The organism is Collinsella sp. LCP19S3_F2, assembly GCF_052121015.1.
Classification (GTDB): Bacteria; Actinomycetota; Coriobacteriia; order Coriobacteriales; family Coriobacteriaceae; genus Collinsella.
In genome coordinates this window covers 1-25,592 of sequence record NZ_JBQKFA010000007.1, presented here as the reverse complement: position 1 = coordinate 25,592, position 25,592 = coordinate 1, and the positions used below count along the sequence as shown (strand labels likewise).

The 25,592-nt window shown below is 60.4% G+C and carries 15 protein-coding genes and 2 tRNA genes; 9 read left to right on the top strand and 8 right to left on the bottom strand.

Translation table 11 applies throughout. The features are described from left to right. Window positions 1-126: 126 nt before the first annotated feature. Window positions 127-1,407, bottom strand: coding sequence for a methionine adenosyltransferase (metK, locus tag ACTQX9_RS06805; RefSeq protein WP_441540831.1), 1,281 nt, complete (start codon window positions 1,405-1,407; stop codon window positions 127-129). Between the two features lie 326 nt (window positions 1,408-1,733). Here metK and gltX point away from each other — a divergent pair, with 326 nt between their 5' ends. The 5 genes from gltX to ACTQX9_RS06780 all read left to right on the top strand — a co-directional run bounded on the left by gltX (window position 1,734) and on the right by ACTQX9_RS06780 (window position 8,986). Continuing rightward, a complete protein-coding gene (gltX, locus tag ACTQX9_RS06800) occupies window positions 1,734-3,209 on the top strand; it encodes a glutamate--tRNA ligase (protein ID WP_441540830.1) in 1,476 nt (491 codons plus the stop codon). Window positions 3,210-3,297: 88 nt separating this feature from the next. Further along, a complete protein-coding gene (gene priA / locus ACTQX9_RS06795) occupies window positions 3,298-5,751 on the top strand; it encodes a replication restart helicase PriA (RefSeq protein ID WP_441540829.1) in 2,454 nt (817 codons plus the stop codon). A gap of 18 nt (window positions 5,752-5,769) precedes the next feature. After that, window positions 5,770-6,306 (top strand): peptide deformylase, encoded by a 537-nt coding sequence (gene def / locus ACTQX9_RS06790; RefSeq protein ID WP_441540828.1) that lies wholly within the window; start codon window positions 5,770-5,772, stop codon window positions 6,304-6,306. A 362-nt stretch (window positions 6,307-6,668) separates the two neighbouring features. Continuing rightward, window positions 6,669-7,589 (top strand): methionyl-tRNA formyltransferase, encoded by a 921-nt coding sequence (fmt, locus tag ACTQX9_RS06785; protein WP_441540827.1) that lies wholly within the window; start codon window positions 6,669-6,671, stop codon window positions 7,587-7,589. Then, complete coding sequence (locus tag ACTQX9_RS06780) at window positions 7,586-8,986, top strand: RsmB/NOP family class I SAM-dependent RNA methyltransferase (protein WP_441540826.1); 1,401 nt, start codon at window positions 7,586-7,588, stop codon at window positions 8,984-8,986. The genes fmt and ACTQX9_RS06780 overlap by 4 nt, the downstream gene beginning before the upstream one ends. A gap of 460 nt (window positions 8,987-9,446) precedes the next feature. On the opposite strand, the gene ACTQX9_RS06775 is transcribed toward ACTQX9_RS06780, so the two are convergent. The 7 genes from ACTQX9_RS06775 to glgB form a co-directional block, all read right to left on the bottom strand. Next, window positions 9,447-9,683 (bottom strand): FmdB family zinc ribbon protein, encoded by a 237-nt coding sequence (locus tag ACTQX9_RS06775; protein ID WP_154518065.1) that lies wholly within the window; start codon window positions 9,681-9,683, stop codon window positions 9,447-9,449. An 88-nt stretch (window positions 9,684-9,771) separates the two neighbouring features. Continuing rightward, window positions 9,772-13,068 carry a 4-alpha-glucanotransferase gene (locus ACTQX9_RS06770; RefSeq protein ID WP_441540825.1) on the bottom strand — a complete coding sequence of 1,099 codons (3,297 nt, stop codon included), beginning with the start codon at window positions 13,066-13,068 and terminating at the stop codon, window positions 9,772-9,774. A gap of 219 nt (window positions 13,069-13,287) precedes the next feature. Next, the gene (glgA, locus tag ACTQX9_RS06765) at window positions 13,288-15,672 is read right to left on the bottom strand and encodes a glycogen synthase GlgA (RefSeq protein WP_441540824.1); all 2,385 of its coding nucleotides are present in this window, start codon (window positions 15,670-15,672) and stop codon (window positions 13,288-13,290) included. A 90-nt stretch (window positions 15,673-15,762) separates the two neighbouring features. Continuing rightward, complete coding sequence (glgD, locus tag ACTQX9_RS06760) at window positions 15,763-16,890, bottom strand: glucose-1-phosphate adenylyltransferase subunit GlgD (protein ID WP_441540823.1); 1,128 nt, start codon at window positions 16,888-16,890, stop codon at window positions 15,763-15,765. Window positions 16,891-16,894: 4 nt separating this feature from the next. After that, entirely contained in the window at window positions 16,895-18,043 is a 1,149-nt protein-coding gene (locus ACTQX9_RS06755) for a glucose-1-phosphate adenylyltransferase (RefSeq protein ID WP_154518056.1), read from the bottom strand. A gap of 105 nt (window positions 18,044-18,148) precedes the next feature. Further along, window positions 18,149-20,575 carry a glycogen/starch/alpha-glucan phosphorylase gene (locus ACTQX9_RS06750; protein WP_427747385.1) on the bottom strand — a complete coding sequence of 809 codons (2,427 nt, stop codon included), beginning with the start codon at window positions 20,573-20,575 and terminating at the stop codon, window positions 18,149-18,151. Between the two features lie 94 nt (window positions 20,576-20,669). Then, the gene (gene glgB, locus ACTQX9_RS06745) at window positions 20,670-22,949 is read right to left on the bottom strand and encodes a 1,4-alpha-glucan branching protein GlgB (protein ID WP_427793556.1); all 2,280 of its coding nucleotides are present in this window, start codon (window positions 22,947-22,949) and stop codon (window positions 20,670-20,672) included. Window positions 22,950-23,280: 331 nt separating this feature from the next. Here glgB and ACTQX9_RS06740 point away from each other — a divergent pair, with 331 nt between their 5' ends. From ACTQX9_RS06740 to ACTQX9_RS06725, 4 genes are all read left to right on the top strand, one after another. Beyond that, window positions 23,281-23,970 (top strand): HAD family hydrolase, encoded by a 690-nt coding sequence (locus ACTQX9_RS06740; RefSeq protein WP_441540822.1) that lies wholly within the window; start codon window positions 23,281-23,283, stop codon window positions 23,968-23,970. A 9-nt stretch (window positions 23,971-23,979) separates the two neighbouring features. After that, window positions 23,980-24,648 (top strand): thiamine diphosphokinase, encoded by a 669-nt coding sequence (locus ACTQX9_RS06735; RefSeq protein ID WP_441540821.1) that lies wholly within the window; start codon window positions 23,980-23,982, stop codon window positions 24,646-24,648. A 255-nt stretch (window positions 24,649-24,903) separates the two neighbouring features. Next, window positions 24,904-24,979, top strand: a tRNA-Ala gene (locus tag ACTQX9_RS06730). 382 nt (window positions 24,980-25,361) lie between these two features. Continuing rightward, window positions 25,362-25,436, top strand: a tRNA-Val gene (locus ACTQX9_RS06725). Window positions 25,437-25,592: the final 156 nt, after the last annotated feature.

The window sequence follows — 25,592 nt, the reverse complement described above, 5'->3', positions numbered from 1 at the left end:
GGCCTGTGACCTATTCCATGTCCCAGGTCGGCTCATCTTCACCACCTTTAAATAAAAAAGAGGTACCGGTTGTTCCGGTACCTCTTTTTGGTGCGTTTTTATTTGGCTGTGGCTTTTGCCGCTGGCTTACAGGCCGCAGGCAGCTTTGAGTTCGTCGACGCGGTCCGTTTTCTCCCAGGTAAAGTCGGCGTCTTCGCGGCCAAAGTGACCGTAGGCTGCCGTCTTTTCATAGATGGGGCGACGCAGGTCCAGGTCGCGGATGATTGCGCCCGGGCGCAGGTCAAAGGTCTTCTCCACGGCCTCGACGATCTTGTCCTCGGCAATATGCGCGGTGCCAAAGGTGTCGACCATGATCGACAACGGCTTGGACACGCCGATGGCGTAGGCCAGCTCGACCTCGCAGCGATCGGCCAGGCCGGCGGCGACTACGTTCTTGGCGACCCAGCGAGCGGCGTACGCGGCAGAGCGGTCGACCTTGGTGCAGTCTTTGCCGCTAAAGGCGCCGCCGCCGTGACGGCCGTAGCCGCCGTAGGTGTCGACGATGATCTTGCGGCCGGTCAGGCCCGTGTCGCCCATGGGGCCGCCCACGACAAAGCGTCCGGTGGGGTTCACATAGATATCGGCGCCATCCCACGGCATGTTCTCGGCATCCATGACGGGTGCGATGACATGCTCGATAAGGTCGGCCTTGATCTTGCCCATGTCCTCAACTTCGGCAGCGTGCTGCGTGGAGATGACGATGGTTGTGACCTCCACGGGCTTTCCGTCCTCGTAGCGCACGGTGACCTGGGTCTTGCCGTCGGGGCGCAGATAGGGCAGGGTGCCGTCGTGGCGCACGGCGGACAGGCGTTCCGCCAGGCGGCTTGCCAGGTAGTGCGGCATGGGCATGAGGGTCTTGGTCTCGTTGGAGGCGTAGCCAAACATCATGCCCTGGTCGCCGGCACCGATCAGGTCGATCGGGTCGGTGGTGGCGCCGGTCTGGGTCTCAAATGACTCGTCGACGCCCTGGGCGATATCGGGGGACTGCTCGTGGATGAGGCTCATGACGCCGCAGGTATCGCAGTCAAAGCCAAACTTGGCGCGGTTGTAGCCGATGCGGCGGATGACGCCACGGGCGATTTCCTGCACGTCGACGTATGCCTGGGTGCGAATCTCTCCGGCGACGATGACGGTGCCGGTGGTCACGAGGGTCTCGCAGGCGCAGCGGACGTTTTCCACGTTGGCGGGCACGCCGTTGGGCGCAATATAGCCCTGCTCCTGCAGCTCTATTTCTTTGGCGAGGATTGCGTCGAGGACGGCATCGCTGATCTGGTCGGCGATCTTATCGGGATGGCCTTCGGTCACCGACTCCGACGTAAACACAAAAGACCCCTGCTGGGGCGGGATGGAACGAAGCTCTTCTGACATGATTGTCCTTTCGAATAACGTGTCCCAGCGACCGTTACCATTCCGCTGGGCTCTGTATGCAGGGGCACATCATAGCGCGTAAATCCAACATTCACACCCTTTCCGCACCTACTCATGAGGTAGCTAATTTGGGACGGGGCTTTTTTAGCTACCCCGGCTGATTGTTTGCTGGTTTAGCCGATAGCCTGCCGGGGCAGCTAAAAAAGCCCCGTCCCAAATTAGCTACCCAGCTTCGATGGCTGGGTCGGTGCCCTTTGTGCGGAGGTGGGCATTGTTGCTTTATACTGGTGCGGTTAGACATCCATCCTGCAATCGAGGAGATTTCCATGGCATCAGACGTTCGCGTCCGCTTTGCACCCTCACCGACGGGCAAGCTGCACATCGGCGGCGCCCGCACCGCTATCTATAACTGGGCTTTTGCCCGCGCAAACGGCGGCACGTTCATCCTGCGCATCGACGACACCGATCCCACCCGCTCTACCGACGAGAACACGCAGATCATTCTGCGCGCTATGCGTTGGCTGGGCTTGGACTGGGACGAGGGTCCCGAGGTTGGTGGCGACTATGGCCCCTATGCCCAGACCGAGCGCCTGGACCTGTACAAGCAGGCCGCCCAGAAGCTTTGGGACGAGGGCAAGGCCTATCCCTGCTTCTGCACCAAGGAGCAGCTCGAGGCCGACCGTAAGGCCGCCCAGGAGCGTAAAGACCCCTTCCAGGGCTATCAGCGCCGCTGTCGCGATCTCGATCCCGAGGAGGCACGCCGCCGCATCGAGGCCGGCGAGCCCTACGTCCTTCGCATCAAGGTGCCCGAGGACCGCGGCGATGTCGTCATCCACGACGCCGTCCACGGCGAGGTCACCTTCGATGCCAAGGAGCTCGACGACTTCGTCATCTTCCGCTCCGATGGCACGCCCACGTATAACTTCGCGACCGTCGTCGATGACGCCATGATGAAGATCACCCATGTCATCCGCGGCGACGACCATCTGTCCAACACCCCGCGCCAGGTCATGGTTTACGAGGCCCTCGGCGCCCCCGTTCCCACATTCGCCCACATCTCCATGATCTTGGGTGCCGACGGCAAGAAGCTCTCCAAACGCCACGGCGCCACCTCGGTGGAGGAGTACCGCGACGCCGGCTACCTGTCCGACGCGTTCGTTAACTACCTGGCGCTGCTCGGCTGGTCGCTCGACGGCGAGACCACGATCATCCCGCGCGATGTTCTGGCCAGCAAGTTCTCGCTCGACCGCATCTCTAAGAACCCGGCGACCTTCGACCCCAAAAAGCTCGACTGGGTCAATGCCGAGTATATCAACAACATGTCCGACGCCCAGTTTGCCGACGAGATCATGGTCCCTGAGCTGCACGAGGCCGGTATGATCGAGGGTAACATCGAGTACGGCGAGGACTGGATCGACGCGCTTGCCGCCATCGTCAAGCCGCGCACCAAGATGCCGGCCGACGCCGTGACCGTCGCCGCTCCCATCTTTGCCACGGCCGAGACGCTCGAGTATGACGAGAAGTCTGTCAACAAGGGTCTGGCCAAGGAAGGCATGGGCGCCATTCTGGATGCCGCCAAGGCCGCGCTCGAGGGCGTGGATGAGTGGGCGGCTGACAACATCGACGCCGCGCTTGAGCCGCTGCCCGAGCAGATGGACCTCAAGAAGCGCGTGGTGTTCCAAGCTGTGCGCGTCGCCGTCTGCGGTAACATGGTGAGCCCCCCGCTGGGCGAGACCATGGCGCTCGTCGGTCGCGACGACTGCTTGGCGCGTATCGACCGCGCCCGTACGATGGCGCTGTAGCAGCTGCGTAAACGCATGTATCCGAGCCCCGTTCACCCGAGCGGGGCTCTTGTTTCTAAAGACGTATGGGATGGGAGGTACAGAGACCATGGCCGAGCAACTGTCGCTGTTTGGTTCGCCGGAACCTAAGGAAGCTCCGAAGTCCACGGCCCCTGCCGCCGCCCCGGCGCAGCCCGAGCTCGCACCCGAACCCGTCTCCGCCTACGCGAGCGTGGTCCTCGACATCCCGACCCGTGCGCTCTCCGAGCCATTCGACTACGGCATCCCGCAGTCTCTTGCCAACGATGCCCAGATCGGGTCCACGGTCCTGGTCCGCTTTGGCAACCGTGCGGCCGCGGGCTATATCGTCGATATCGCGCCCGAGCTGGGCGACCTGCAAGGCAACGACGCCCTCGACCCCTTGCGCATCAAGCCCATCGAGGCCATCCTCAGCAAGCCGCTCTTTACCGCCGAGGCTGCACGCATTGCGCGCTGGATGAGCCACGAGTACGTCGCGACGCTTTCCGAGTGCCTGCGTCTGTTCTTGCCTCCGGGCGGCAGTCCGCGTGTCGTGAAAGGCGATGACGGCGTGTGGACCGTTGAGCGCCCCGCCGTAAAACCCATCCAAAACCGTTGGGTCATGCTCACGCCCGAGGGATTCGACTACACGCCGCCTAAGACAGCGGTCCGTCAGCGTCAGCTCATCGACGCGCTCCAATGCGGCCCGGTCACGACGCGCGACCTCAACCTGCTCTACAACAGCATGTCGGCGACCATTAAAGCGCTCGAAAAACGCGGCGTCGTGGTGGTGGAGGAGCGCCGCGCCTGGCGTGGGTGTAGCGAGCAGACCACGTTGTCCTCGGCAAGCGGCAAGGCGCCGGTCTCTCTTACAAACGGCCAGCAGCAGGCGCTCGCCCAGATTGAACGCGCCCGCCTTGATGCCCATGGCGACGTGGTCCTTGTCGATGGCGTCACCGGTTCCGGTAAAACCGAGGTTTACCTCTCGGCGATTGAGCGCGTGCTGGCGGCCGGCCGTTCGGCCTGCGTACTCGTGCCCGAGATCTCGCTGACGGCCCAGACCGTCGGCCGCTTTCGTTCGCGCTTTGGCGAGACGGTCGCGGTCTTCCACTCGCGTCTTTCGGCCGGCGAGCGTCTGGACCAGTGGGATATGGTTGCCAGCGGTGCCGCGCGCGTGGTTGTGGGCGCCCGCTCGGCGCTCTTTTGCCCGCTCGGCGATCTTGGTCTCATCATTATCGACGAGGAGCACGAGACCAGCTACAAGCAGGGCTCCAGCCCGCGCTACCATGCGCGCGAGGTGGCTGCCGAGATGGCGCGCCGCTATCGGTGCCCGCTCGTGTTGGGCTCCGCCACGCCCTCGGCCGAGGCCCTCGACCGCTGTCGCCGCGGTATGTACAACGGTGCCACCTGGACGCGTGTCGAGATGCCCGAGCGCCCGGGACACGCCGTGCTGCCCACGGTCCGGATTGCCGATCTGCGCCGCGAGTTCGCGCACGGCAGCCGCTCCATGTTCTCAAAACCGCTGATGGAGGGCTTGGAACGCGTGGTCGAGCGCCGCGAGAAGGCCGTACTGCTGCACAACCGCCGCGGTTTTGCGCCGTTTTTGATGTGCCGTGAGTGCGGCTGCGTCCCCACCTGCAATCACTGTTCTACCGCGCTCACGTACCACGAGCGCACGCACACGCTGCAGTGCCACACCTGCGGATCGTCCTGGCGCGTGCAGCCCTATCCGGCGCCCACGAGTCGTTGTCCCAAGTGCGGCAGCCGCTACCTGGCAAAAATGGGGCTGGGTACGCAGCAGATCGAGGACGCCCTACACCAGATACTGCCCGAGGATGTCGCCATCATTCGCATGGACGCCGATTCCACGCGCGGCAAGGACGCGCACAAAAAACTACTCGAGCAGTTCGATGCCGCCGATTGCGCGGTGCTGCTGGGCACCCAGATGATTGCCAAGGGCCTCGATTTTCCCGAGGTCACGCTCGTGGGCGTGGTCAATGCCGACTTTGCGTTAAAGCTGCCCGATTTTAGGGCGGGGGAGCGCGCCTACGATTTGCTGGAACAGGTCGCCGGTCGCGCCGGTCGCGGCGATCGTCCCGGCGAGGTTATCATCCAGACGTATCTGCCCGAGGACCCGGTCATTCGCGCCGTTGCCGAGCACGATCGTTCGATCTTTACCGACTACGACCTGGACCAGCGCCGAGACGCGTTGTACCCGCCTTTCGTGCGTCTTGTCAACATTTTGGTGTGGTCGGCGAATCGTGATAATGCGCAGGACTACATTGGGCGCATCGCAAAGCTTCTCAAGCGCCGCTGGCATGCCGCCGCGCCCGACTTTTTGCGGGCTGGAAGTGTCGTGCCGCAGGTGCTGGGCCCGGCTTCGTGTGTAATCGAGAGAGCCAAAGACCGTTATCGCTTCCATCTGCTTGTAAAGTCGCCGGTAGGGTACCATGTCTCTGATGATATCGACGCCTGCCTCAAAGAGGTGGGCTCTGTGCGTGGCGTGAGCGTGAGCGTTGACGTCGACGCCTATGATTTGATGTAACAACCCGAAAGGATGGCCATGGAAGCCAACGGAATCGTACTTTCGCCCGACCCTCGTCTGCGCCAGGAGTGCGCCGTTATCGAGGAGATCACCCCGGCGATCGAGGCGCTTGCCGAGAAGATGAAGAAGATGATGTTCGACAACGGCGGTTGCGGCCTGGCCGCCCCGCAGATCGGCGAGCTCATCCAGCTCGTCACCATCGACTGCGACTACACCGACAAGAACGACTATGACCCCTACGTGCTCATCAACCCTGTCATTGTTGAGCAGAGTGACCATCTGGTGCCGTTTAGCGAGGGCTGTCTTTCCATCCCCGGCATTAGCTGCGAGATCGAGCGTCCCGACCATGTCGTTGTCGAGGCATACGATCTGGATGCCAACCTGATTCGCTATGTGGCCTCAGGCGACCTGTTCTGCGTGTGCCTGCAGCACGAGATCGATCACTTGCACGGCAACACCATGTTCGAGCGACTCAAGCCGATGCAGCGCATCAAGGCCGTCAAGGAGTACCAGGACGCCCTGGCCCGCGGCGCTCGACCGGGCGAGACGGAGTAGGTCCCACCGTCCCCTTCCGCCGCAGGGCTTAGGTTTTGCTCCATGCTCAAACAGTCCTGCTCGCACGAAGAGCACATTAAGTGCTCTTCGGCTCGTGCGGAACTGCGCGTGGAGCAATAACCTAAGCCCTGCGGCGGAAGGGGACTGCGTTTTCGTGCTCCTTTTCGCTCGGGTGCCGTCGGGCCAGGGAGGGGCGTCTTCGCTGATAATTGCTTTGTTGGAAGAGCTGCTTTTATTGCGGCTCTTTCTTTGGTTTTGGGTATATTTGTTCTTGTTGAATTGTTATTGCGTATGGGCTGGCGACTTGGCTTTCCGCTGTTATTTGTAGCCGTCTCGGTTTTGTTTGAGGGGAGACGTTCTTGATGCGTATTGTGTTTATGGGTACGCCCGATTTCGCGGTGCCGTCGCTGACTTCGCTTGTTGAGGCTGGGAATGAGATTGCGCTGGTAATTACGCGTCCCGATGCTGTTCGCGGGCGTGGTAAAAAGCTGGAGCCGTCTCCTGTTAAGGCCAAGGCGCTTGAGCTTGGTCTGCCCGTTGTTGAGGCAAATCGTATGACGCCGGATGTTATTGATCGGCTTAAGGCTGCTGATGCCGATATTTTCTGTGTGGCTGCCTATGGCTGCATTTTGCCCGATGAGGTGCTGCATATGGCGCCGCTCGGTATTGTGAATGTTCATGCTTCGCTGCTGCCCCGTTGGCGTGGCGCTGCTCCCATTCAGCGTGCCATTCTTGCTGCTGACGAGGTTGCCGGCGTTTCCATTATGCGCATTGGGCATGGCGTGGATACGGGCGCTTATTGCGCGCAGGTGTCGACCTCGGTTGCCGGTAAACATGCCGAGGCACTGACCATGGAGCTTGGTGAGCTGGGCGGTAAGTTGCTTGCCGATACGCTTCCCTCGCTTGCCGATGGCTCGGCTGTTTGGACTGAGCAGGATGAGTTCCTTGTCACGCATGCTGCCAAGATTTCCAAGCAGGAGATGCGTCTGGATCCGCAGATGGGGGCGCTTGATTGCGTGCGTCATGTGCTTGCCTCTTCCGACACCGCTCCCGCTCGCTGCGTGATTGCCGGCAAGACCGTGCGCGTCCTCGATGCCGCACCGGCAGATGTATCGCTTGGCGAAGGGCTCGTCGCCGTTCAGGCCAAGCGCGTCTACCTGGGCCTGTCCGATGGCGCGGTCGAACTGCTCGAGGTTAAGCCCGATGGTAAGCGTGCTATGGCTGCTTCTGCCTGGGCTGCCGGCCTGCAGGGTGCGGATCTTTCGTGGGGTGTTTTGTCATGAGTAGGCTTTCCCCCGCGCGCAAGCTCGCGCTTGATGTTTTGATGGAGGCCGATCGCCGCGGCATGTACGCGCGTGACGTGCTCTCGTCCCGCGCCTCGGCCAAGGCCATTGACCAGCGCGATTCTGCTTTCGCCGCTCGTTTGGCACTGGGCGTTGCAGCCACCCAGGGCATTTTGGATGAGCTGCTCGACCAGTTTCTCGATAAGCCCAAAAAGGTCGCGCCTCGTGTGCGCATGGCACTTCGTATCTCGGCCTTCGAGATGCTCTACCTGCATACCCCGGGTCGCGTTGCGGTGAGTCAGGGCGTTGAGCTCGTGCGCAGCGGTGCTAAGTCTGCCGCCGGTCTGGCGAACGCCGTGCTGCATAAGGTTGCGAACAACGTCGAGGACTTTGCCACTGCGGCGGATGCCGATGAGTCCGAGCGCCGTTTGGTTCGCCTATCTCGCCTGATGGGCATGCCGCGCTGGCTGTGCACTCGCATTATGGCGTCGTTCGATACACCCGAGGGCGCGCTCGGCTTTGCCGGCAATCTGGCGCCCGCGCCGCTGGCTTTGCACGAGAATGCCTTTGCAACCAAACCCGATCCGTACATTTCGCAGCTTGTGGCACCCGTGTTCCCGGGTTGCCATGCGCCGGTCGACGCGCAGGCAACGGTTGCGTCGGGTGTGTTTGAGCGCGCAGCTGCCGTGGCCTCGGACCTTAACGCCCAGCTCATCGCTACCGCGGCGACCCGTCCCGGGCGTTGTCTAGAGATTGGCGCCGGTCGTGGCACCAAGACCTATGTGATGATGTGCCAGGCCAAGCGTGCCGGTTACGACCGTCAGCACACCGCACTCGATTTGCACGACCGCAAGTGCGACCAGAATCTCGCACGTCTGCATAAGGCGGGTATTACGGGTGTTCGTACGGTGTCGGGCGATGCCTGCGAGCTCAATGAGGTGCTCACGTCCTTTGACGCGATGCTTGGCGAGCCTGCCCTGTTCGACACGGTGTTTATCGATGCTCCGTGCTCGGGCACCGGCACCATGCGCCGTCATCCCGAGATTCCCTGGCGCCTTGCCGAGGGCGACGTTACGACTGAGCTGCCCCGCCTGCAGCTGACGATGCTCAAGGAAGCAGCCGCGCGCGTGGCTGCCGGCGGTGAGCTTATCTATGCCACCTGCTCGGTCTTCGACGAGGAGAACACGCAGGTCGTTGATGCCTTCCTAGCCTCTCCCGAGGGCGCCGGCTTTACCGTGGCACCCCTCTCCGAAGCCCAGATTTTGCAGCTCCCCGATTTCGCGCAGGCCAAGAAGCTTGTCTCCGTACGCCAGAACGACCGTGGACTTTTCCAGAGCGTCCCCGCAAACGCCGATTCCTACGACGGCCACTTCTGCGCCAGACTGGTCCGCAAGTAAAACGGATTCCAAGGGTAGCTAATTTGGGACGGGGCTTTTTTAGCTGCCCTGGCCGCCAGTCGGCCAAACATTTGCGTTATCAGCTGGGACAGCTAAAAAAGCCCCGTCCCAAATTAGCTAAAGAGTGGGAAAAATAGCCCCGTTTCATACTTGCTGCTATCAAAAGTAGAGCGGATTACGGGGCAAGATTGGTGATGCCTGACCACAGCAAAAATGGCCTAAATAAAACCGCAGGTAGATGGTTTGTTGAAATTTGCAAATTACCGGAATGGATAGAGGTTGCCAATTCGGCCCCGTAATCCGGCAGGGTTTTGAAATGTTACAAACTTAGCATCAGCCCGAAATCCGATCTAAAGAAAAGTTGCGGTGAAATGGATCCTGTTTGGCCGTTGAAAGGGCTGATTCAGGAACTATTTCACCGCAACTCATCAGGAAGCCTGGGTGTCGGGACCGCTTGTCGCTAGTGGTTATGCGGGCAGTCGGCACAGCAGCCACTAGTGGCGCTGGTGCTGGACCCGCCACTGCGCTGGTCGGTGTTGTAGAAACCGCTGCCGTCGAACTTAATGCCGCTGGCCGAGAACGTCTTGGATGCCGGGGCGCCGCAGCTGGGGCATACAACCTCGGGAGTCTCGGACATGGGGTGCTCAACCTCAAAAACGTTGCCGCAGCTCGTGCACTTATATTCGTAGCGCGCCATAATACTTCCTTTTCAGCACAAAGCGGGCAGATCGCTCTGCCCGCAATAATTCAAACGTTTGTAACTGTACCCTATATCGGGGGTTTTATCACGCTTCGCCCCAGAATCTATGGGTGCTGCGCAGGAGCTTCGCAGTTTTCTCTTCGGCCTCCGCAATGTCTGCCTCTTGTGCCTGCCACGTCCAGTTGCCTGTGGCTACACCCGGCACGTTCATACGTGCGTCGTCGCCCAGCCCCAGGACATCCTGCAGCGGCATGATCACCAGGGGGGCGTCGCTTGCGAGCGCGTCGCCCATCAGCTTGGCCGCCACCTCAACACCGCTCGGCTCGTCGCCGCCTGCAAAGGAGCGCGTGCACCAGCCAGCGAGCGTCGAAGTGTCGTGCGTCGAGGTGTACAGGATTTTGCCCGGCGTGGGATGAATTCCGCAGCGAACGTCGTAGTCACTAAACTCCAGTACGTCCATGCCGGGAAAACCGCAGGTCGAAGCCATAGCGCGAACGCCAGGCGTCAGATAGCCCAGATCCTCGGCAATAAAATTGAGCGGACCCAGCTCGTCGTAGGCGGTCTGGAACAGGTCCTTGCCCGGACCAGCAAGCCAGCGGCCGTCGGCACAGGCTTTGCCAGCGGGAATGCTAAAGTAGTTGTGGAAGCCCAGGAAGTGGTCCAGGCGCACGCGGTCGTAGAGCGCGAACGCTCGGCGCAGGCGATCGAGCCACCAGCGATAGCCGCTCTCCTTCATGTGATCCCAGCGGAAGGTGGGGTTTCCCCACACCTGACCTTCGGGCGCAAAGTTGTCGGGCGGCGCACCGGATATCTCGATTGCCTTGCCGGTATCGGACAGCCAGAAGTTCTCGGGCTCGCTCCACGCATCTGCCGAATCGTCCGATACATACATCGGGATATCGCCGATGACCTCGATGCCCTTCTTGTGCGCATAGTTCATGAGCTCGCACCAAGCCAGGTCAAAGCGGTACTGCATGTAGGCCTGAAGCTCGGCCTCGTCGTGGAAGCGCTTGTCGTCGATCAGATGCTCGTTGTAGCGCGCGACATCTGCCGGCCAATTGTGGCGCGACTCGCCCTCAAAGTATTTCTTAACGGCCATGTAGACGCAGTACTTCTCGAGCCAATCGGCATTGCGATGTTTAAACGCGGTGTACAGCGGGTCGGCATCTTCGCCGCCGCGGGCCTTCCAAGAAGCGAAGTCGGCGGCCAGCTCCTCGTGACTCTCGGGCAGCAGGTCGATGTTACCCGCAAAAGCCGAGGGTCCGGCATAGGGGGAGCGGAAGAAATCCGTCGGGTTGACGGGCAGGACCTGCCAGTAGCGCATGCCCATGGCGGCCAGGTGGTCGATAAAGCGGCGCGTGGGTGCGCCGATCGTACCCGGCTTGCCATCGTCAGTCGGCACCGAGGTGATGTGGCACACGACGCCCGCGCCATGATCGAGCGGCTCTTGCAGGCGCCTCTCGGCATGGTGATAGATGATCGAAGAGCCCAGCGGGTACAGGTCGAGCGTGACCGTACCGTTGTGGATCTCGCACTCGTGACCGCTGATCACGTCGCTCGCACATTCACCGAGCGCCGGAATCGTCACGCGGTGCGAATTGCGCAGGCTGCGGTTGACGATAACAGTCGCGGACTCGCCGTCTTTGCCCGTGCGGGTGTAGGCTAGGACGTCGTCGTTAAGCGCGAAGGCCTTGATCTCGCCGTCAACCATAAAAGGCAACGCGCGGCGCAGGGCGGATGCGTTCTTCACGATGGCCAACGTATCGAAATCGTGGAGCTGGTCCTTTGTCGGCAGGGTACGGCGGTTGCCCGGATCGGTGAGGCCCTCCAGGCCGTACTCATCGCCATAATAGATCGAGGGCACGCCGGGGAAGGTCATCTGCATGAGCGTCGCCAACCAAAAGCGCCTCTTGGCCAGGTCCATGGAGTTCTCGTCCAAGCGCCATTTGCTACGCTCGCTCTCGGGTAGCTGCGACTCGTCGGGACCACCGCCGAGCACCGAGATAATGCGCGGACGGTCGTGGCTCGAAAGCAAATTGAGCGCGCAGGCCAGTGCCTCGCGCGGGTAGTTCTCGCGCAGTGTCTCGATGTCCTCGGCAGCCTGATAGGCATCTCTGTAGCCCATCAAAAAGCCGATGACCATGTCGCGGAAGGGGTAGTCCATGGCGGAATCGAGTTCGGAGCCCTGCAGATAACGGCGCAGATGGCCATAGCTGATCTTGTTGGAGGCGTCCTCCCAGACTTCGCCGAGCAGCAGCGCATCGGGCTTCTCTTCGAGCACGGCGGCCTTGATATCGGCCAGGAAGTCATCGGAAAGCTCGTCGGCCACATCGAGTCGCCAGCCGTGGGCACCGGCGCGCAGCCACTTGCGAATGACGCCGTCCTTGCCCAGAAGCTTTTTACGCACGAGCTCGGAATTCTCGTTGAGGGCGGGCATGTTGCTCACGCCCCACCAGCAGTCATACGAACCGTCCTCGTGGAAGGTAAACGCATCGCGCCACGGGGAGTCCTCGCTCTGCCACGCGCCGACGCCGGGATAGTTGCCGTAGCGGTTAAAGTAGATCGAGTCGTCGCCCGTATGGTTGAAGACGCCGTCCAGGATGATGGAAATGCCGAGCTTCTCGGCCGCCTCGCATAGCTCCGTAAAGTCCTGCTCGGTTCCCAGAATCGGGTCGATCTTGGTGTAATCGGCCGTGTCGTAGCGGTGGTTGCTCGCGGCCTCAAAGATCGGGTTGAGGTAGATGGCCGTAAAGCCCAGCTCGGCGATGCGGGGCAGGTCATTTTGGATACCCTTGAGCGAGCCGCCGTAAAAATCCCAAGTCTTGATGGATCCGTCCTCGGCACGCTCGTACACGGGCGGCTCGTTCCAGTCCTCGACCATGCGACGCTGGATTCCCTTACGCGGTTTTTCGACCTCGGCCAGCGTGCGTTCGCGCCAGTTTTCGTCGCGGGCGTAGCGGTCGGGGAAGATCTGGTAGACCATGCCGTGCTCGTACCAAGCGGGACGGTTCTCGCGGTGCTTGTAGACGGTAATCTGGAAGGACGGAACCTCGGCGTAGTCGTATACAACGCCCTCGCCGCCGGTGCGACCCTGCGGCGCACCCAAGCGGACCTCGGACTGGCCTTCGTTATTGCATATAAAGCTGTACCATATAAGACAGGGCTCTGCGCAGTTGAGCTCACCGGTAAAGATGCCATCGCCCTTGTGCTCCATGGGGATTAAGGTCTCTCCGATGCCGTCAACCCAGGTGCGCAGGGTGAGCGTTGCCTGGTTGGGGTCGGCATCCTCCAAAATCACCGAAAGCGAAACGGAAGTTCCAGTGGTCACAGCGCCAAAAGGAGTGCGAAACTGCGTCAGGCGGCTGTTGTGTATCAATCTCATAGTACGGTCCAGTTCTATACAATCATGGCCAGCGGGTCATGGGCTTAACGCACAGTGCATAAGTATATCCGTTGCACTTTAGTTGTATAAACCACAGTCGCTCACTATCGGCGAACGGTTGTCCTAGAAAATCGTTTTATCAACTAACTACAGAGAAGGGGCGCCCGGTTTGAGCGCCCCTTGTTTAGGGTTTTTATTAAGTTTTAGATCGTCTGTGGGCTAGCGGCGCTTGCGGGTGGCCGTTGCCTTGCGGACGGAGGTCTTCTTGGTCGGAGCCTTTTCCTCGGCTGGAGCGGCGGGGGAGACCGGGGCCTTCTTGGCGGGTTCGGTCTTTGCCGTAGCCTTTGGAGCGGTCTTGACCTCGGCGGCCTTCGGTTCCGGCTCGGCCTTTACTGCGGGTTTGTCCTTGGCTTTAGCCTCTGCCTTGGGAGCGGCTGTCTTGGTCGTAGCCTTTTTGGCCGTTGTCGTGGCGCGCTTGCGTGTGGTGGTCTTGGTGGCCGGCTTTGCCTCTACAGCTGCCTCGGCCTTGGGCTCGGAGGGTGCCTCCTCGACCTTGACGGCGGGCTTTGCAGCAGCCTTCGGGGCCGTCTTCGAGGCGGCCTTCGTCGTAGCAGCCTTGGTCGCAGGCGACTTCGTAGCCGTGGCCTTCTTGGCGGTCGCGGTCTTGGTCGCGGTCGTCTTCTTGGCAGCGGTCTTGGCCGGAGCCTTTGCCGCGGTCTTAGCCTCGGCAGTGGTAGCCTCAGCGGTGGCCTCGGTCTTTACCTCGGGAGCGGCCTCGGCTTCGACGGCCTTCTTGGCAGCGGCGGTCGTACGCTTACGCGTGGTGGTTGCCCTGGCAGTGGTGGTCTTGCTCGTAGCGGCCTTCGCGGTCGTGGCCTTCTTAGCCGTCGTCTTGCGGGTCGTCGTCTTCTTGGCGGCAGGCTTCGCCGTGGGCTTTACCTCGCCGTCGTCAGCCGGCTTCTCCTCGGCCTTGGGCTCCTCGGCAGCAGCGGGCTCCTTAACGGGTGCCGCAGGCTCGGCCTCGGCAGCAGCGGGCTCCTTAACGGGTGCCGCAGGCTCGGCCTCAGCGGCAACCGGCTCCTCCACAGCCACCGGCTCCTCCACAGCCGCAGCAGCCTCCACTGCCACCGGCCTCTCAATCTCCGGGTGCATAAAGAAGTACAGGTCCAGATACTTATCGGCCGAACGTGTCCAGCTAAAGTCCTGGCTCATGGCCTGTGTGACCAGCTGATCCCAGGCCTTGCGGTTATCCCAGAACAGGCGAGCCGCGCGGAACACCGCGTCACCCATCTCGTCGCCGTTAAAGTGACTAAATGAGAAGCCCGTGCCCTCGCCGGTAAACTCGTTGTACGGTTGCACGGTGTCCTTCAGGCCACCGGTCTCGCGCACAATGGGCAGGGTACCGTAGCGCATGGCGATGATCTGCGACAGGCCACAGGGCTCAAACTTCGAAGGCATCAGGAACATATCGGCGGCGGCGTACATGCGCTGCGAAAGTGCCGGGTCAAACTCGATACGCGCCGCCATGGTGCCGGGGTATTTGCCCTGGAAGTAGCGCAGACCGTCCTCGTAGTCGCGGTCGCCGGTACCCAGCACGGCCACCTGAACGCCACCGGACAGGATGCGGTCGAGCGCGTACATGACCAGGTCCATGCCCTTCTGTCGCGTCAGGCGCGTGACCATCACCATAAGCGGGCGGTCGTCGCGAATCTCGAGCCCCAACTCCTCCTGCAGTTTGGCCTTGCATACGGCCTTCCCCGCACGGTCATCAACCGTGTAGTTGGCGGCAATGCGCTTGTCGGTCGCCGGATCAAACCCCACAACGTCAATGCCGTTGAGGATACCCTGCAGAGCGTACGAACGCTCGCGCAGCACGCCGTCCAGGCCCTCGCCAAACTCGGGCGTCTGGATCTCGCCCGCATAGGTGGGGCTCACCGTGGTGATGGCATCGGCATAGTGCAGCGCGCCCAGCATATAGTTAATGCTGCAGGCGTCACAGCGCAGCTGCGTGGCGGCTGCCGGAATATGCGCCATACCCAGTATGTCTTCCATCACGGTGTCGCTAAACTGACCCTGGAACGCCACATTGTGGATCGAGAACACGGTCTTGACGCGGTCGTACAGCGGCAGGCCTTGGTAGAACTCTCGCAAGAACACGGGTGCCAGCGCCGTCTGCCAGTCGTTGCAGTGCAGGATGTCGCACTCAAAGCCTTCGGGCAGGTGCTGCAGGCTCTCGGTGATGGCCTTGGAGAAAAACGCGAAGCGCTCGCCGTCGTCAAAGAAGCCGTAGGGATAGTCGCGCGCAAAGTAGTGCTCGTTGTCCACGAACATATAGGTGACGCCGTCGTGCTCGAGCTTCTCCAACCCGCAGTACTCGTTGCGCCAGCTCAGGCTCACGTAAAAGTCGGCAAAGTGCTCCATCTGCGCCTTGTACTCGTCCTTGATGGTAGCGTACTTGGGCACCATCACAATGACTTCGGCGCCAGCGCGCACGAGTGCCGCAGGCAGCGAGCCCGCCACGTCACCCAAGCCACCGGTCTTAACAAACGGCGCGCACTCTGCCGAGGCAAACACGATCTGCATCTTTTTGCTGGTTTGTGCCATTTTGTCTCCCATGTTGCAATTCGAGAATAGTCGCCTGGCGCTAACCGGGCGACTATTCTACAAGTTACGTGCGATTATGTGGTGCCAACGTTAACGAGCGATGGTGGTATCGGAAGTTAACGGAGCCTTGCCCAGCACCAGGATGTTCTCGGGCGTACCGCGAAGCTCGGTGTTGGTGGGAACCACGTTGTTCTTGTCCAAGATGGCGTTCTCAACACGGGCGCCGCTCTTGATGATGCAGCTCTGGTTGATGATCGAGTTGGTCACCGAGGCGCCTTCCTCGATCACAACGCCGCGCGACAGGATCGAGTTGCGCACGGTGCCCTTGATGATGCAGCCGGCCGAGATGATCGAGTTGCAGGCGTGGCTGCCGGTCGCGTAACGCGAAGGCGGCACGTCGTGGGCCTTGGTCAGGATCGGGCGCTCGGGGTCAAAGAGCTGATCGGCCACGGTCTGGTCGAGCAGGGCCATGCTGCGACGATACAGCGACTTCTCGCTAAACACGCCCACGACCTCGCCCTTGTACTTGTAGCTGCACACGTCGATGTTGCCAAAGTCGCCCTGGAGTGCCTCGAGCAGGTCCAGATAGTCGGCGGCCTGGTAGTGGTCGATGATCTGGAGCAGTGTCTCGCGGTTGACGATGCAGCAGTCCATAGAGGCGTTGTCGCCGTACGCGACGCCGGCGCTCACGCCCGTCAGGCGGCCGTTCTCGTTGATATCGAGCTTGGTCTCGTCTTCGACGTTGTGCGTGGCCTTGCAGTACACCACGGTCATCTGGGCACCGGATTTCTCGTGCGCCTCGATGATGGTGTTGAGGTCCATGTTAAAGATGACGTTGGTGCCCATCATCACAACATAGGGCTTGTCCGAGCGCTGGAACAGCGTCTTGTTGGAGATGATGTCGCGGAGCAAGAAGCGCATGCCGCCCTTGGTGGTGCCATACGCGTTGCCGGGCACCATGAACAGGCCGCCATTCTTGCGGTCCAGGCCCCAGTCCTTGCCCGAGCCCACGTGGTCGATCAGCGAGCGGTAGTTGCCCGGCATGACAACGCCGACGGTCTTAATGCCGGCATTCATCATGTTGGACAGCGGAAAGTCGATCAGGCGGTAGCGGCCCAAAAACGGAACGGACGCGATGGGGCGATCCTTGAGCAGCACGCTGCCGTAGGTCGAAGAGTAGTTAGCGGTGATATAGCCGATGGCCTTGCGATTGATCATCGGATTATTCCCCCTTCCCGACAACGACGTCATTTCCAACGACGGCCGTATCCTTGGTGGTATCGACAGAGCCGAGCTTCACGCCCTCTTCGACCGTGGAGTTCTCGCCCAAAATAGCGCGGCAAATGTGCGCGCCGCTCTTAACATGCGCACCCGGCAGCAGCACGGAGTCCTCGACCACGGCGCGCTCCTCGATGATGACATCGGTCGAAAGGATCGAGTGGCGAGCGGTGCCGTAGATCTTGCAACCATTGGAGACCAGGCAGTCGTCCAGGCGACCGTCCGGGCCAATGTAGTGCGGCGGACGCGTGGTGATGTTGGACATGATGGGGAAGCTCTTGTCAAACAGATCGAACTCGGGGTTGTTGCCCAGCAGGTCCATCGAGGTCTCGTGGAAGCTGGCGATGGTGCCAACATCCTTCCAAAAGCCGTGGAACTCGTAGCTGTACAGGCGCTTGTCCTCGCCGAGCAGCTTGGGGATGATGTCCTTGCCAAAGTCATGGCTCGAGCGCTGGTCCAGAGCGTCCTCCTCGAGCGCCTTGACCAACACGTCGGCCGAGAAGATGTAGATGCCCATGGACGCGAGGTTCGAATCGGGCTTCTCGGGCTTCTCCGTGAACTTGGTGATGCGGCCGTCCTCGGGGTCGGTGGTCAGGATGCCAAAACGGCTGGCCTCCTCCCACGGCACGGGCATAACGCTCACCGTGAGGTCGGCGTTGTTCTCAATGTGCGTCTTGAGCATCTTGCGGTAGTCCATGCGATACAGATGATCGCCCGAAAGAATCAGGACGTACTTGGGGTCGTTGGACTTGATGTAGTCGAGGTTCTGCGTGATGGCGTCGGCCGTGCCCGCATACCATGCGCCACCGGTTTGCGTCTCGTACGGCGGCAGGATCGACACGCCACCGTCGCGGCTGTCCAGATCCCACGCCTCGCCAGAGCCCACATAGGCATGCAGCAGGTAGGGGCGATACTGCGTCAGAACGCCCACCGTGTCGATGCCCGAATTGGAGCAGTTGGACAGCGAAAAGTCGATAATGCGGAACTTGCCACCAAAGCTAACCGCCGGTTTAGCGATCTTTTGGGTGAGTGCCCCCAATCGGCTTCCTTGTCCTCCTGCGAGGAGCATCGCGATGCATTCTTTCTTACTCATCGAATTCTCCTTCTGTCATCGATGTTCCTAAACCCATTAGCGACGGGCGCGGCGCTCGGTCGCGCCCGTCGAGTAATGCCGTGCGGCAAAGGGAACTCGCGGCCTTTAAGCGTGCCAGATCTCGTCGCGGTACTCGCGAATGGTGCGGTCGCTCGAGAACCAGCCGCTCGAGGCGGTGTTGAGCAGGGCCTTGCGGTTCCAGGTCTCCTGGTCGCCATAGCTGCCCGTGAGCTTCTCCCATGCATCCACGTAGCTGCGGAAGTCTGCCATGACCAGGTCGGGGTCGTTGTTGTTCATAAGCTCGTTGTAGATGCTCTCAAAGTTGCCCGAAAGGCCGGCAAACGTGTTGTCCTTGAGCTCATCCATCACGCGGCCCAGACGTTCGCGATCATTGTTGAGCGTATCCCACGCAAAGTAGCTGTTCGATGCCCAGAGCTGCTCGACCTCGGGAGCGGTCAGGCCAAAGATCGCCTCGTTCTCGCGGCCGGCCAAATCGGCGATTTCGATGTTGGCTCCGTCGAGGGTGCCCAGCGTAATGGCGCCGTTCATCATGAGCTTCATGTTGGACGTGCCCGAGGCCTCCTTGCCAGCTGTGGAAATCTGCTCCGAAATCTCGGCGGCGGGGTAGATGAGCTGGGCGTTGCTCACGCGGAAGTTGGGGATAAAGCAGACCTTCATGACCTCGTTGACGCGCGGGTCGTTGTTGATGACCTCAGCAACGGAGTTAATGAGGCGGATGGTCTCCTTGGCAAAGGTGTAGCTCGAGGCAGCCTTGCCGCTAAAGATAAAGGTCGTCGGTGTCACGTGGAAGTTGGGATTGGCGATGCGACGGTTGTAGATGTCCATCACCTTCATGATGTTCATGAGCTGGCGCTTGTAGGCATGAAAACGCTTTACCTGAACATCGAAGACGGTGTTGGGGTCAATGACCAGACCGGTCTCGGCCTTAACGTAGGCGGCAAGACGCTCCTTATTGGCGCGCTTGGAGGCACCCACGGCCTTAAGGAACTCGGTGTCGTTCTGAAAACCTTTAAGTTTCTCAAGCTCAAAGGCGTCCTTCAGCCAGCCGTCGCCAATGGCCTCGGTCACGAGCTTGGCGTAGGTGGGGTTGGCCTCGGCAAAGAAGCGACGGTGCGAGATGCCGTTGGTCTTGTTGTTGAACTTCTCGGGCGTCAGGGCATAGAAGTCCTTGAGCACATTGTTCTTGATGATATCGGAGTGAATCTTGGCCACGCCGTTGACGCTGTGGCTGCAGATCACGGACAGGTTGGCCATGCGAACCTCGCCGTCCCATAGGATGGCGGTCTGGCGCAGACGCTCCTGCCAGCCTTCCTGCGTCGTATCGAACGACTCATGCCAACGACGGCTGATTTCGTCGATGATCTGGTACACACGGGGGAGGAGCTTGGAGAACGTACCGATGGGCCACTTCTCCAGGGCCTCGGGCAGGATGGTGTGGTTGGTGTAGCTCACGACCTGCGTCACGATGTTCCAGGCGTCATCCCACTCGAGCTTCTTCTCGTCGATGAGGATGCGCATAAGCTCGGGGCCGCACATGGCGGGGTGCGTATCGTTGGTGTGGATGGCCACAAACTGCGGCAGCAGCTCCCAGTTCGCGCCGTGTTCCTTCTCAAAGGTGTCGAGTAGGCTGTAGATACCGGCCGAGACAAACAGGTATTCCTGCTTTAGACGCAGCAGACGGCCGTGCTCGCCGGCGTCGTTGGGGTAGAGGATGGCGCTGATGGCCTCGGCCTCGGCGCGCTCGGCGTCGGCCAGGGCGTAGTCGCCGCGGTTGAAGGCCTCCAGATCGAAGTGCTCCTCGACCGGCTCAGCGGCCCAGACGCGCAGCTTGTTGACGGTCTCGCCGGCATAGCCCACCACGGGGATGTCGTAAGGGACGGCCAGGATGTCCTGCGTGTCCACGGTTCGATAGAACGTGCGGCCGTTCTCCTCAAAGCCCTCGACGCGGCCACCAAACTTAATGGTCACGGCCTTGTCCTGACGACGGACCTCCCAGGGATAGCCGTTGGTGAGCCACTCGTCGGTGGTTTCGACCTGGCTGCCGTTGACGATCTCCTGTTTAAACAGGCCGTAGCGGTAGCGCATGCCGTTGCCGTAGCCGGCAATGCCCTCGGCTGCCATGGAATCCAGGAAGCATGCGGCCAGTCGACCCAGGCCACCGTTGCCCAGCGCCGGATCGGGCTCCTGGCTCTCGATGACGGACAGGTCAAGGCCCATATCGTCGAGCGCCTCGGCGACCATGTCGCGCACGCCAAAGTTGAGCAGGTAGTTGTCGAGCAGGCGGCCAATCAAAAACTCGATCGAGAAGTAGTACACGCGCTTCTTGCCCTCGGCGGTGGCGCGGGCGTCGCTCTTGGTGGCAACGGTGCGGGCCTTTTCGGCCACGAGCTTGGCCAAGGCGTTAAAGCGATCCAGGTCGCTGGCGGCCTCGACGCTCTTGCCGCTAATGCTCATGACGGCATCGCGATAAAGCTCGGTAAACTCCTGCTTGTTGTCGAAGATCTTATTCATACGTTCCTTTCCCCCGGGGATGTTTCTCCCGGAACGGTTGTGACTTGTATCCTACGCCCCGCTGGGGCGGGTAATTACAGCTGTAACGGCTTTGTTACGCATCCTTAGGTGATGACTTAACAGAAGCAGACTTGGCTTTGGTAGCGGCCTTTTTGGCAGCCGGCTTCTTGGTCGCGGTAGCCTTGGCAGCGGGCTTTGCGGCGGCCTTAGCCTTGGCCTTGGTCGTCGTAGCCTTTGCCTTGGCCGGAGCCTTCTTGGCGGCCGCTGGCTTGGGCTTTACCGAGGACGCACGCTTGCGGGTCGCCTTCTTGGGCTCCTCGACCACGGGCGGCTTATAGCTGCTGGGGCCGCGACGCTTAAGCACCACGCCTGCCAGGCTGGGCACCTTAATCTCGATGGAGTCCATCTGCCCGTTCCAGGGATAGGGCTCGCTCGAGCAGGTGTAGGGCTCCTCGCCAGCATAGCCGCTGCCGCCAAACTCGGGACGGTCGGAGTCAAAGATGACCTCCCAGTCTCCCTCACGCGGCACGCCCACACGGAAGCTCTCGTAGGCCGCCGGGTCAAAGTTGATCAGGATCACGAGGTCGTCATCGACGTCCTCGCCCTGACGCACAAAGCTCACGATGGACTGCTTGGAGTTGTCCGCGTCGATCCAGGTAAAGCCGTCGTCATTGTAGCCGCGCTCGTACAGGGCGGGCTCGGCGGTATACAGGTGGTTGAGCGCCTTAATGAACGCCTGATGGTGTGCATGGGTCTCATACTGCTCGGTCAAGAACCACTGAATAGATTCGTAGTAGCGCCACTCGATAAACTGGCCGATCTCGTTGCCCATAAAGTTGAGCTTGGCACCGGGGTGCGTCATCTGGTAGAAGGCGAGCGTGCGCAGGCCGGCAAACTGGCGCCACCAGTCACCCGGCATGCGGCCGATGAGCGAGCACTTGCCGTGCACGACCTCGTCATGGCTGAGCGGGCAGATAAAGTTCTCGGTAAAGGCGTACATGATGGAGAACGTGAGCAAGCCATGGTTGCCGGGGCGCCACGGAAAATCGGTCTGCATGTAGTGCAGGGTGTCGTTCATCCAGCCCATGTCCCACTTGTAGTGGAAGCCCAGGCCGCCGTCCTGCGGCGGATAGGTCACAAGCGGCCACGCGGTGGACTCCTCGGCCATCATCATCACGTCGGGGTAGTGTGCCTCAACAGCGCAGTTGACCTGACGGATAAACGCGCTGGCGTCCAGGTCCTCCTCGGTACCGTACTTGTTGAACTTCTTTTGGCCAGGATCGTCAATGCCAAAGTTGAGGTACAGCATGCTGGACACGCCGTCCATGCGAATGCCGTCCACATGGAAGTTCTCGATCCAATACAGCACGTTGGAGACCAAGAAGGAGCGGACCTCGCCGCGGGCGAAGTCAAACTTGTGCGTGCCCCAGTTGGGGTGAATCTCGTGCTCAAACAGCATGTGGCCGTTAAAGGTGGCAAGGCCGTGGGAGTCGGCGCAAAAACCGCCGGGCACCCAGTCCATAATTACGCCGATGCCCGCCTCGTGGCACGCATCGATAAAGTGCATGAGCTGCTGCGGGTTGCCGTAGCGCGACGTGGCGGCAAAGTAGCCGGTCGTCTGGTAGCCCCAGGAGCCATCGAAGGGGTGCTCCATAAGCGGCATGACCTCGATATGCGTGTAGCCCATATCGCGCACGTAGTCCACGAGCTCCACCGACAGGTCGTCGTAGGTGTAAAACTCGCCGCGCTGCGCAGGGAAGGGGTCCATGGGACCGGGGTAGTTGCCGTACTCGTCCGGCTCGCCCTGTGGCTCGTCTCCGTGGCGCTTCCACGAGCCAATATGCACCTCGTAGATGTTGAGCGGCTGCGACATGTGGTTGTGGCCGGCGCGGCGCTTGAGCCACGCGGCGTCGTTCCACTGGTAGCCATCGAGGGTCCACAGCACGCTCGCCGTTCCCGGAGGGCACTCAGCCTTAAAGGCGTACGGATCGGCCTTGTAGAGCTTTTCGCCCTCGTTGGTCTCGATGAGGTATTTATAGAGCTGGCCCTGCTCGGCGCCAGGAATAAAGCCTTCCCAGATAGCGCTCGTGTGTACGGGCACCAGCGGGTTGGCTTGTTCGTCCCAATTGTTAAATTCACCGATAACGTGGACGCTCTTAACGTCGGGCGCCCAAACGCAAAAACGCCAGCCGCGCGTGCGCTGCTGCGTGTCGGGATGCGCGCCCATCTTTTCCCAGCTGCGCTCCCACATTCCAATGCCAAACAGATAGACATCGTCCTTGGTGAGCTCCGGTGCGTGCGGGGCGGTTTTACGGGTAGCGGGCTTTTTGGTTGCTGGCTTTAGCTTTGTATCGCTCACGTTTGATCCCATCATGACGCGGCAGCGTGTTGCCTTGGTGACTAGATGCGAAAGGTCCAAGGCTGCACGAATCGAAGGGACGGCGATAGCTCTATGAGTCGTCCCACCTCGCGTGCTCGGTGGAACTTTCGGCAAAAACCACAATAACACCTGTCCGTTAGTTTTATGGACGAAAGTGGATTTACGGTGGCGTTTAATCGGTGAGCGCCATGTTTATGCCACTGACAGAATTGCGATGGTAAAACTCTTGACAGTTTTACCAATTAGGGTTTCAAAATTTTTAGATTTACGTTTGGTAAAACGTTTTTAGCAGGTTGTTTACCATTTGACATTGAAAGGTTTGCGAATGAACCACAAAGCCGCCTCTAATGTTGCTTTTATTTTTGATTGCGACGGCACACTGGTAAATAGCACCCCCGTTTGGGGCTATGCGCAGCCCGAGTTATTGCACCGTCACGGCATTGATGTAACGATTGACGATTTTGCCCAGTTTGAGCATTTGTCGCTCGAGGACGAGTGCCAGGCCTACCACGACACGTGGGGCATTGGCGAAAATGGCGAGGAGCTGTATCGCGAGCTGAGTGACATCCTGATCGATGGCTACTCCAAGGTGCCGCCGCGCGAGGGGCTCCTGGCATTTTTGGAGCAGGCGAAATTGGCCGGCATTGCTATGTGCGTGGCCACGTCCACGCCGGCCGAGCTGGTGCAGTCCGCACTCGCGGGTGCGGGGCTCGACGCCTATATGGAGTTTATTACCACGACGGGCGAGGCGGGCCGCTCCAAGCAGTTCCCCGATGTGTACGAGCTGGCGCTGCGCCGCCTTGAGGAGCGCCACGGGCACCAGTTTGAGCGCGCGTGGGTGTTTGAGGACGCGGTCTTTGGCCTTAAGAGCTCTGGCACTGCAGGCTTTAAGCGCGTGGGCATTTATGACCCGCACGGCCGTATGGAGCGCGACGAGGTTCGCGATAACTGCGATATCTTTATCGATAGCTATGAAGACCTGGACCTGGCCCGTGTGCTTGCGTTTAAGGGCTAGGCGAGGGCCGTGGCTTGCAAAGTATTAGTTGTTTGCGGCTCACCGGTGGTGGCGAGCGCGGATCTGTTGCGTCGACTAGCGGGGGAGTGCGACCACGTTGTCGCCGTGGACCGCGGGCTCGACGCGCTGCTAGGCGCGGGACTCGGTTGCGACGTGTATGTAGGAGATGCCGACACGGTGAGCGACACCGGTCGCGCGTTGGTCGATGCCGCCGAGGCCTTTGAGGTTGAGCGCCACGACCCCTACAAGGACTATACCGATCTAGCGTTGGCGCTCGATTCGGTCCGCCGTCGCTGGCCGGGTGCCGAGGTGGTTGCGACCTGCGCCACCGGCGGTCGCCCGGACATGGCGCTGTCTGTGTTAGGGCTACTGGCAGGCTATGCGGACGCCCCCACTTGGATTGCCGAGGACAAGGTGGTCGCCCGCATCCTTCACGCAGGCGAGTCGTGGATCATCGAGGGTGCCGAGGGCAAGACGTTCTCGATCATCGCCATAGCCCCTGGGACAGTAGTAAGCGAACACGGCCTAGAATGGGAACTGGACCACAGCCCTCTAGGCCTGTTAGCCGACACCGGCATCAGCAACATAGTAAGATCCACCGCAAAGATCGAAGTTCACTCTGGCACTGCAATAGCGTATTTGTTGCGTGAGGGTTTTATCGGGACGGTGGGCGAGTAGGCAATCGCCGCGTGAGGGTTTTATCGGGACGGTGGGCGAGCAGGAAATCGCCGCGTGAGGGTTTTATCGGGACGGTTGGCGAGTAGGCAATCGCCGCGTGAGGGTTTTATCGGGACGGTGGGTTAATTAGCTGGTTTTGGCTAAGCCAAAACCAGCTAATTCAGCCCCGTCCCAGGAAAACCCGTAAGTAAGAAGATCAATCCAAAAAACTTCTTGCACAACCAAGGATCTTCCCCTATAGTATCTCCTCGTCACGGGGGCGTAGCTCAGCTGGGAGAGCGCTTGACTGGCAGTCAAGAGGTCAGGGGTTCGATCCCCCTCGTCTCCACCATCGTGAATGTAAAGCCTTCGAAAACCGGAGGCTTTTTTCTTATACATAGGCTCAATTCGTTGACTGTGTTCGTGGCGGGCGTTACGGCGCAAGTCTATAAAAAGGTTTAATCATTTCAATAAATGGTGGCGTGGTCCAGCGGGATTTACGAGTACGAGCATCCCAAGATCTTCGACACCTATTACGAGAAGGTCTTGCCGTATGAAAATTGGTTTAGCTGCTGGTTTTGACGACGAGTGTAGGAACAGGTCGTTGTGCTGCGAGTATGCCGTAAACACGGATTGTGTCGGAGTGGTCCGGCATACGATTTTAAAATCGAAGCCAAAAAGTTCTTGGTAATCCTCGCGTTGCTATGTTAGTATCTCTTTTGCCGAAAGGCGACGGGCGATTGGCTCAGGGGTAGAGCATATCCTTCACACGGATGGGGTCACAAGTTCGAATCTTGTATCGCCCACCATCAAAAGCACAGGTCAGAGGTGATAAGCCTCTGGCCTTTTTCTTCTAATATGAGAAAGCCATTGTCAATAGGCGTGTTTGTTCGAGCCCGGTTTTAAACCGGGCTTTTTCGTTTCCCGTCGGGAGGGCCCGCGCACGCTGCACGTTTAGTCGACGC